This window comes from Nonomuraea lactucae, assembly GCF_003313395.1.
GTDB classification, from domain to species: Bacteria; Actinomycetota; Actinomycetes; order Streptosporangiales; family Streptosporangiaceae; genus Nonomuraea; species Nonomuraea lactucae.
In genome coordinates, this window is record NZ_QNFZ01000933.1 from 1 (window position 1) to 8,775 (window position 8,775).

General features: G+C 71.2%; 8 protein-coding genes and 1 pseudogene. 3 read left to right on the top strand and 6 right to left on the bottom strand.

The genetic code is table 11. The features are described from left to right. The coding region (locus DQW85_RS32410; RefSeq protein ID WP_113703593.1) for a hypothetical protein at positions 1-934 on the bottom strand (934 nt) is incomplete at its 3' end. A 108-nt stretch (positions 935-1,042) separates the two neighbouring features. On the opposite strand from DQW85_RS32410, the gene DQW85_RS32415 reads away from it, so the two are divergent. Continuing rightward, on the top strand, positions 1,043-2,011 hold the full coding sequence (locus tag DQW85_RS32415) for an aldo/keto reductase (protein WP_113703594.1): 969 nt from the start codon (positions 1,043-1,045) through the stop codon (positions 2,009-2,011). A 100-nt stretch (positions 2,012-2,111) separates the two neighbouring features. Here DQW85_RS32415 and thpR read toward each other — a convergent pair whose 3' ends face one another. The 4 genes from thpR to DQW85_RS32435 all read right to left on the bottom strand — a co-directional run bounded on the left by thpR (position 2,112) and on the right by DQW85_RS32435 (position 6,057). Continuing rightward, the gene (gene thpR, locus DQW85_RS32420; protein WP_113703595.1) at positions 2,112-2,669 is read right to left on the bottom strand and encodes an RNA 2',3'-cyclic phosphodiesterase; all 558 of its coding nucleotides are present in this window, start codon (positions 2,667-2,669) and stop codon (positions 2,112-2,114) included. Positions 2,670-2,824: 155 nt separating this feature from the next. Continuing rightward, positions 2,825-4,048 carry an MFS transporter gene (locus tag DQW85_RS32425; RefSeq protein WP_113703596.1) on the bottom strand — a complete coding sequence of 408 codons (1,224 nt, stop codon included), beginning with the start codon at positions 4,046-4,048 and terminating at the stop codon, positions 2,825-2,827. A gap of 23 nt (positions 4,049-4,071) precedes the next feature. Beyond that, positions 4,072-4,527 (bottom strand): MarR family winged helix-turn-helix transcriptional regulator, encoded by a 456-nt coding sequence (locus DQW85_RS32430; RefSeq protein WP_113703597.1) that lies wholly within the window; start codon positions 4,525-4,527, stop codon positions 4,072-4,074. A gap of 87 nt (positions 4,528-4,614) precedes the next feature. After that, positions 4,615-6,057, bottom strand: coding sequence for an NCS2 family permease (locus DQW85_RS32435; protein ID WP_240197564.1), 1,443 nt, complete (start codon positions 6,055-6,057; stop codon positions 4,615-4,617). An 82-nt stretch (positions 6,058-6,139) separates the two neighbouring features. Here DQW85_RS32435 and DQW85_RS32440 point away from each other — a divergent pair, with 82 nt between their 5' ends. Together DQW85_RS32440 and DQW85_RS32445 are read left to right on the top strand one after the other, a co-directional pair. After that, positions 6,140-6,355: a DUF2530 domain-containing protein gene (locus DQW85_RS32440; RefSeq protein WP_240197565.1), complete on the top strand. Its 216-nt coding sequence runs from the start codon at positions 6,140-6,142 to the stop codon at positions 6,353-6,355. 106 nt (positions 6,356-6,461) lie between these two features. Continuing rightward, positions 6,462-7,991 carry an alpha/beta hydrolase gene (locus DQW85_RS32445; protein WP_162795548.1) on the top strand — a complete coding sequence of 510 codons (1,530 nt, stop codon included), beginning with the start codon at positions 6,462-6,464 and terminating at the stop codon, positions 7,989-7,991. A 52-nt stretch (positions 7,992-8,043) separates the two neighbouring features. Here DQW85_RS32445 and DQW85_RS32450 read toward each other — a convergent pair. Next, a pseudogene (locus tag DQW85_RS32450) lies at positions 8,044-8,775 on the bottom strand (sacsin N-terminal ATP-binding-like domain-containing protein); the annotation flags it as partial.

Here is an 8,775-nt window from a genome sequence, read left to right on the forward strand (position 1 = left end):
CGTCGCGCCGGCCGCCGCCGTCCCGCTGCCGGGCCCGCGCGGCGTCCCGCTCGGACGGCTTCCCGGACGGTCCGGACGTGGGCCGCAGCGCCTGGAGCGCCCGGTCCGGGATGGGCACCCGGTAGACCGGGCTGGCCGGTCCCTCGCTCCCGACCAGCACCGACCTGCCGTCCGCCGTGAACGCGATCGACTCCGCCTGCTCCAGCTCCGGCATCGAGATCTTGGCGATGGTCTCCCCGGAGGGGCGGTAGAGGGTGGCCGAGAAGTACGTGCGGATGACGTACGACGACCCGTCGGGGGCGTAGGCGGCGTCCGTGGCCATGAGCGGCGCGGAGGCCACCTTGCGCAGCACGTTCGTCCGGTCGGCGCGCAGCGTCCTGGGCGCCGCGTACACCGAGCCGGCGAACTCCTTGGACACCACGTACAGCCGGCCCGTCACCGGATTGACCATGATCCCCTCGGCGTTGCGTCCGCCGTCCGCGTAGCGGAAGCGGTAGCGCACCGCGGGCAGGGTGGCGTCGCGCAGCGTGCCCGGCTCCACGACCTTGTAGATGGAGATGTCGGGCCAGGCGCCGTCGAGGTTGTCGCCGATGTCGGCGAACCAGAGCACCGCGCGCCCGGTCGAGGGGTCCTTGCCCACGGCCATGGCCTCCCAGTCGCGGGCCTGCGCGCCCCGCAGGCGGAACGTCGCCCTGGTCCGGCCGTCCTCGCCCACCGCGTAGAACAGCGGCGCGGCCGCGGAGTCGTTGTGGGTGTAGTAGACGCCGTCGTGGGTGGGCGACACGGCCAGGCCGCTGGACTCGGTGATCGCCCGGTCCTTGAACGTGAACAGCTTCTCGCCCGTGTCGTCGGCGACGGCCGCGGCGGCCGGGGCCACCGCGAGGGCACACGTCACGCAGGCCACGGCGAGCGTCCGGAACAGGAGATCCCCCACGCCGCCATCATGCCCCAACGGGGACCTGCCCGACCCTCGGTGAAAGCCCATAGATCACCCGGTTGGGCCTATAGCCTGGAGTGCGCTCCAGGTATCTAGCCTGAACCCATGGACTACGTGAACCTCGGACGCAGCGGGCTCAAGGTGAGCCGGCTCTGCCTCGGCACCATGAACTTCGGCCCCGTGACCAGCGAGGAGGACTCCTTCACGATCATGGACCGGGCCCATGAGCTGGGCATCAACTTCTTCGACACGGCCAACGTGTACGGGTGGAAGCAGGGCGAGGGGATCACCGAGCGGATCCTCGGCAACTGGTTCGCCAAGGGCGGCGGGCGCAGGGAGAAGACGGTCGTCGCGACCAAGCTCTACGGCTCGATGGGCGACTGGCCCAACGACAACCTGCTGTCCGCGCTGAACATCCGCCGCGCCTGCGACGCCTCGCTCCAGCGCATGCAGACCGACTACATCGACATCTACCAGGCGCACCACGTCGACCGGGGCACGCCGTTCGACGAGTTCTGGGAGGCCATGGAGGTCCTGCGCCAGCAGGGCAAGATCCTGTACGTCGGCTCGTCGAACTTCGCGGGCTGGCACATCGCCAAGGCCCAGGAGACGGCGGCCAGGCGTGGCACGTTCGGCCTGGTCAGTGAGCAGAGCCACTACAACCTGCTCACCAGGGCGGTCGAGCTGGAGGTGCTGCCCGCCTGCGAGGACTACGGCCTCGGCGTCATCCCGTGGAGCCCGCTGGCCGGCGGCCTGCTGGGCGGCGTGCTCCGCAAGACCGACAAGGGCCGCTCGGCGGCCGAGCGCATGGTCAAGGAGCTCGACAAGCACCGCGACAAGATCGAGCAGTACGAGAAGTTCTGCGACGAGCTCGGCGAGGAACCGGCGTACGTGGCGCTGGCGTGGCTGCTGACACGGCCGGCGGTCACCGCCCCGATCATCGGCCCGCGCACGGTGGAGCAGCTCGACGGCAGCCTGCGGACCCTGGAGATCACGCTGGACGAGCAGGCTCTAGAGCGGCTGGACGAGATCTTCCCGGGCCACCGCACGGCGCCCGAGGACTACGCCTGGTAGCCCAGGTCAGGTAAGCAGGGCCCCCACGACCACGATCAGCAGGAGGAGGCCGAGCACGACGGGCAGCAGCCAGGAGCGAGGACGGTCCACGTCTTGGAGCCTAATCGCGCCGTGAGGGTGCGAGCGCCCATTCGGCCAGTGACTCGTATCGCACGTGGGGGCCCTGATGGCTGCGCACCAGCCGGACGGCCTCCGCCCGCCACGGCGATCCGGCGAACCCGGACAGCGACTCGACCAGCGGGCGGAGGTCCGTCTCCGTCCTGGCGCGGGCCAGCGTCAGGTGCGGGTGGAAGCGCTTGCCGTCCGTCTGCGCGGCGCCGGCCCGGCGGGCGCCCGCCCGGACCGAGTCGGCCAGCCGGGTCATCGAGTCGCCGGACAGCCCGGCCCAGAAGACGCGCCCCCGCCGGGCCGACGAGAACGCCCCGAACCCGGCGAACACCAGGTCCAGGACCTCGTGCCGCCGCACGGCCCGCGCCAGCCGCGCCTCCAGGTCGGGCAGGACGCCCTCGGGCACCTCGCCGAAGAAGCCCAGCGTGATGTGCCAGGTGTCGCGGTCCGGCCAGCGCAGCCCCGGCACCTGCCCGACGTGCGGCGCGATGGCCCGCTCCAGCTCGTCGAGCACTTCGGCGGGCGGCACCACGGCGGCGAACAGCCTCATGCCATCCGATTCTGCAACCAGCTCGCACCGGCCGCGCCCCCGGCCCTGACCCGGTCTCCTGACGCGGCGGCCCAGGCGGTCCACAGCCGCGGCCGGGCAGTCGACGGCGGCAGCTCAGGCAATCGACGGCGACGGCTCAGGCGGTCGACGGCGGCTCAGGCGGTCGCGGGCAGCGGGCGGGCGAACCGCGCGCCGATCAGCCGCGTCAGCAGCACGGCCAGCCCGGTGCCCACGAGCACGAGCACGCCGGAGAGCATCACGCCAGCCCGCGGCCCGCCCAGCTCGGACAGCCAGCCGACCAGCGGCGCGCCGAGCGGGGCGCCACCGGTGAACACCAGCATGTAGATGCCCATGACCCGGCCCCGCATGTCGGGCGAGGTGGCGAGCTGGACGCCGGCGTTCGCGGCGGTGTTGACCGTGATGAGCGCGACGCCGGTGGGGATCAGCAGCAGCAGGTAGACCGGGTAGAACGGGGCCAGCCCGGTGGCCACCTGGAACAGCCCGAACCCGATCGCCCCGAACATCAGCAGCCTGCGCGACGGGCGGGCCCGCCGTGCGGCCAGGAGTGCCCCGCCCAGCGCGCCCACGGCGAACATGCTCGACGCCAGGCCGAACGAGGACGCCCCCGCCTCGAAGACCTCGCGGGCCATGAGCGCGATCGACATCGAGAACGACTGGGAGAACATCGACACGAAGGCGATCAGCAGGATCGGCATGAGCAGTTCCTCGCGCCGGAGCACGTACCGCAGCCCCTCGCGGAGCTGGCCCTTGGCCCTCGGCACCGGTTCGACCGTGTGCAGCTCCGACTTCCGCATGAAGACCAGGCTGGAGATCACGGCGGCGAACGTGAGCGCGTTGATCAGGAACAGCGGGCCGGTGCCCCCGAGGACGTAGATCAGCACACCGGCGACGGCCGGGCCGATGACGCGGGCCAGGTTGAAGATCGAGCTGTTGAGCCCGATCGCGTTGGACAGGTCGCGCCGACCGACCATCTCGACCACGAACGCCTGCCGGGTGGGCACCTCGACGCAGGAGATCAGGCCGAGCGTGAACGCCATCACGTACACGTGCCAGACCTGGGCGGCGCCGGTCATCGTCAGCACGCCGATGGTGAGCGCCAGCCCGGCCATCAGCGACTGAGCCACGATGAGGAGGGGCCGCTTCGGGTAGCGGTCGGCGAGCACGCCGCCGAAGAGGCCGAAGATCAGCATCGGCAGGAACTGCAGCGCGGTCGCCATGCCGAGCGCCGCGGCGCTGCCGTGGGTGAGCTCCAGCACCAGCCAGTCCTGGGCGGTGCGCTGCAGCCAGGTGCCGACGTTGGAGACGGCTCCACCGGCCGCGAACATGCGGTAGTTGCGAATACGGAGCGACCGGAACATCCCGGTCTTGGGTTGTTCGGGCTCTATATCCTGCTGAGCTTCTCCAGGATGGGCGCCGCCTGCCTGAGTATCGCCCGCTCCTCGGGGGTCAGCTCTTTCAGCCGCTGGCTCAGCCACGCCTCCTTGCGGCGCCGCTCCTCCTTCAGCAGCTTCTGGGCGGCCTCGGTCACGGTCACGGTCACCTGCCGCCGGTCGGTCGGGTGCGGCGTGCGGGAGACCAGCCCGCGATCCTCGAGCGCGGCGATCACGCGCGTCATCGAGGGCGGCTGCACCTTCTCTAGCTCGGCCAACTCGCCGGGGGTTATCGCGGAATGCCGTTCCACCGCGGCGAGCGTCGCGAACTGGGTGGGAGTCAGCGAGTGGGCCGCCGCCTGTCGTCGCAGGCGCCTGGTCAGCCGCGCCAGCGACACGCGCAGGGCGGATGCCAGGCCGGCGTAGCTGCGCAGGTCTGTCTGTGGCTGTGGGGTGTTGGTTAGCATGAGTCATTACCTTTGCTAACTATATGGCACGGCAAGGTATTTCCCCAAGTCATAGTCGTCTCACCCTTAGATACACCGCGGAAAGGGTCAGAACCCGAGCAGCGCCTTGATCGGGCCGAGCGCGAAGTAGAGCACGAAGAGCAGCGCCACCACCCACAGCAGGGGGTGGACCTCCCTCGCCTTGCCCCGCACGAGCTTGATGAAGGCGTAGCTGACGAAGCCGGCGCCGACGCCGTTGGAGATGGAGTAGGTGAACGGCATGACCACCATCGTGAGGAACGCCGGGATGGCCAGCTCGTAGTCGGTGAAGTCGATGTCGCGCACCGCCGTCATCATGAGGAAGCCCACGATGACCAGGGCCGGCGCGGCGGCCTCGTACGGCACGATCTCGACCAGCGGCGCGAAGATGACGGCGACCAGGAAGAGCAGCCCGGTGACGACGCTGGCCAGGCCGGTTCTCGCGCCCTCGCCCACGCCGGCCGCCGACTCGATGTAGGTGGTGTTCGACGACACCGAGAACGCGCCGCCGGCCGCGGCGCCCACCGAGTCGACGAGGAGGACCTCGCGGGTGCGCGGCAGCATCCCGTCCGGCCCGACGAGCCCGGCCTGGCGGCCGACGCCGACGACCGTGCCCATCGTGTCGAAGAAGTCGGTGATGAGCAGCGTGAAGACGAAGAGCACCGCGAGCAGCACCGACACGCTGCTGAACGCGCCGAACGGGTCGAACTCCGTCACGAGCCCGAACGGGTTGTGGAAGCCGATGATCTCCTTGGGCAGGGCGGGCACGTTCAGCTGCCAGCCGCCGGGGTTCTCGGGGGAGAACCTCCCGACCTGGGCGATCCGCTCGACGGCCACGGCCAGCACGGTCGTGCCGACGATGCCCACCAGGATCGCGCCCTTGACCCTGCCCGCCACCAGCGCCGCCGTGACGAGCAGCCCGGCCAGGAACACGAAGATCGGCCACGAGGTGAGGTTGCCGGCGATGCCCATCTCCAGCGGTGGGCCGACGGCCACGCGTCGCACGAAGCCGGCGTCCACGAAGCCGATCAGCGCGATGAACAGGCCGATGCCCACGCTGATGGCGGTCTTCAACTGGGTGGGGATGGCGTGGAACACCGCCACCCTGAAGCCGGTGAGCACCAGGACGGCGATGATGACGCCCTCCAGGAAGACCAGCCCCATCGCCGACTCCCAGCTCATCACCCTGGCGATGCTGAGGGCGACGAAGACGTTGAGCCCCAGCCCGGCCGCCATCGCGAACGGCACCCTGCCCACCACTCCCATGAGGATGGTCATGATGCCCGCGACGAAAGCCGTGCCCGCGGCGACCAGCGCCACGTTCGGCCCCGCCCCGTCGCCGATGAACTGCTTCTGCGCGTCCGGCACGTTGGCGATGATGATCGGGTTCAGCACGACGATGTAGGCCATCGTGAAGAAGGTGGCCAGGCCGCCCCGGATCTCGCGGGCGAAGGTCGAGTCACGAGCGGTGACGGCGAAGTAACGGTCAATCCAGGACCTGAAGTCGCTCACGCGCGAAGGGTGACAGGGCGGCACCGTCAGCCGACAGTGCTGGTAATCGTATCGAGACCGGATCGGAAGCTAGGCTGGACACGTGAAGCGCGAGTGGCACCCCGACCCCGAGCCGATCGAGACGAACGACATGGCCGCCGTCGCCGTCGGCACCGCCCTGTGGGCACTGGCGCTGGTCGTGCTGCTGATCTTCCGTCCCGGCCCGGAAAACTGGTGGTGGACCTGGACGTGCGTCGTCGGCGTGGCCCTCGGCCTCTTCGGTCTCTGGTACGTACGCAGGCGCCGGTCGCGACAGTGACCCGGAGCGGGTGACATTCGTCATCCCCCGCCCATCCCGGAAGTCAGCGGCAAGAGCTGTTTGACGCCACTACCTGCGCAAAACCGCCCCGGTCATGCTGGTGACCATGAAGAAGACCCTGCTCACACTCGCCCTGTGCGCGACGGCTCTCGCCGGATGCGGCACCACCGGGGGACCCGCCGAACGGGGCACGGCGAAGAGCACCGAACGGCCGGCCGAGAAGGCCGCCAAGGGCACAGGCACGAGCACAGCCACGAGCACAGGCACGGGCACGGTCGCCTGGAGCACCTGCACCGGCCTGACCGGCCCCGACGGCAAGCCCGCCGCCCCCGACCCGGCCGTCGAATGCGGCAAGATCAAGGTGCCGCTCGACTACGCCGAGCCCGGCGGGGACCAGATCGACCTCGCGTTGATCCGCGTCAAGGCCACCGGCGACCGGCTCGGCTCCCTCGTGTTCAACTTCGGCGGGCCCGGCGGCTCCGGCGTGGACACGCTCGCACTCGCCGCCAGGGCGTTCGCCGGGCTGGGCACCCGCTACGACCTGGTCAGCTTCGACCCGCGCGGCGTCGAGCGCAGCGCCGGCGTCAAGTGCGGCGACCAGATCGAGCGCTACCTGTCAGCCGGCAGCGGCTCCGACAGCGACAAGCTGCTCAGGCAGTTCGCGGCGGCCTGCCAGAAGGACTCCGGCAAGGTCCTGCCGCACGTCGGCACCGTCAACTCCGCCAGGGACCTCGACCGCATCCGCCTGGCCGTCGGCGACGAGCGGCTCAACTACTTCGGCCTGTCGTACGGCACCCACCTCGGCGCCGTCTACGCCACCCACTTCCCGAAGAACGTCGGCAGGTTCGTCCTCGACAGCGCCTACGACCCCACGGGGACGTTCGAGGAACGAGCCGTGATCCAGGCGACCGGGTTCGCCAGGTCCCTCGACGCGTTCGCCAAGGACTGCGTGGCGCGGGGCTGCGACCTCGGCGCCGACCCCGCCGCGGTCAGGCGGACCGTAGAGAGGCTGGTGGACGGGCTGCGGACCAAGCCGCTCAAGGTCGGCGAGCGCGCCCTCACGCTCGGCCTCGGCCAGCTCGGCGTCATCACCCCGCTGTACGCCAAGGCCACCTGGCCGATGCTGGAGGAGGCGGTCGCGTCGGCCGTCAAGGGCGACGGCGCCGCGCTGCTGGCGCTGGCCGACTCCTACACCGGCCGCAGGGCCGACGGCACGTACTCGACGCTGCTCAGCAGCATGCAGGCGATCTCCTGCGCGGACAGCGCCGAGCGCCCCGGCCGGGCCGAGGCGGCCGCGGTCAACCGGCGGATCAGGAAGATCTTCCCCATCCTGTTCACCGACGAGACGGTCACGGCCTGCGCCCACTGGCCGGCTGCGGGCAGCAACGATGCCAAGAGGATCGACGCCACCGGCTCCGCCCCGATCGTCGTGATCGGCGGCAAGGGCGACCCCGCCACGCCGTACCGGTGGGCGACCAGCCTGACGGCCCGGCTCAGGACAGGCGTGCTGGTCACGTACGAGGGCGAGGGCCACGGCGCCTACCTGAGCGGCAGCACCTGCGTAACGCGCCTGGTCGACACCTACCTCCTCAACGGCAGGCTCCCCACCGAGAACGCCACCTGCCCGGCGTCCTGACGCCCGGCACACCCGGCACGCACGACAGCACCCGTCACCCGGCCCGCCTCGGTCAGGACAGGTCGGCCTCGGCCAGGAGGAGGGGGACGGCTGCGGGGTCGCGCAGGAGGGCGGCGACCGCCAGCCGGTCGTTCCACTGCCCCGTGGCCCAGGCCAGGCCGCGCGCCAGACCGTCGACGCCGGTGCAGTGGACCGTGCCCTCGAAGTAGCGCCACGTGCAGGCGATGCCGTCCACCAGCAGCTTCTCGTGCTCGACGTAGGTCCCGGGGGCCGCCGGGAGCAGGGAGCGCACCTCCGGCGGCACCTGCCGTGCCACGCCCTCGGAGGCGACCTCGCCGGTGGTGAGCTCGCCCGCGAGCGGCAGGTCGAGCAGCTCGGACAGCGCCTCGGCCAGGTCGTACGGGGCGAGCACCAGCGGGCGGTCGGTGACGAGCTGGAGGAGGTCGGGGGCCTCCACCACCACGGCGTCGTCGGCCGAGGCCACCACGATGTCGCCCTGGTGGACCGCTCGCACCCGGGAGGGCGGTGCCACCCGCTCGGGCTCGACGGCCGCGAGGGCCATCCACAGCGCGCGCAACTGGGCCCTGTCGACCTCGATCGACTCGTCGGCCATCAGGTCGAGGAGCTCCTCGGGGCCGCCGTGGGAGGCGAGCAGCTCGGCCAGGGTGGTGCGCACGCCGAGCATGGCCAGCGCGCCCTCGTCGAGACCGGCGGGCGCGTCGCCGTACAGGCCCTGCAGCAGCGGGTCGGCGCCGGGCAGGCGCAGCTCGCGCGGCCGGCGCCC

What these genes read in the sequence shown, in the direction of transcription:
- DQW85_RS32415 (WP_113703594.1), top strand. Translation starts at nt 1,043, where the DNA reads ATGGACTACGTGAACCTCGGACGCAGCGGGCTCAAGGTGAGCCGGCTC.
- thpR (WP_113703595.1), bottom strand. Translation starts at nt 2,669, where the DNA reads ATGAGGCTGTTCGCCGCCGTGGTGCCGCCCGCCGAAGTGCTCGACGAG.
- DQW85_RS32425 (WP_113703596.1), bottom strand. Translation starts at nt 4,048, where the DNA reads ATGTTCCGGTCGCTCCGTATTCGCAACTACCGCATGTTCGCGGCCGGT.
- DQW85_RS32430 (WP_113703597.1), bottom strand. Translation starts at nt 4,527, where the DNA reads ATGCTAACCAACACCCCACAGCCACAGACAGACCTGCGCAGCTACGCC.
- DQW85_RS32445 (WP_162795548.1), top strand. Translation starts at nt 6,462, where the DNA reads ATGAAGAAGACCCTGCTCACACTCGCCCTGTGCGCGACGGCTCTCGCC.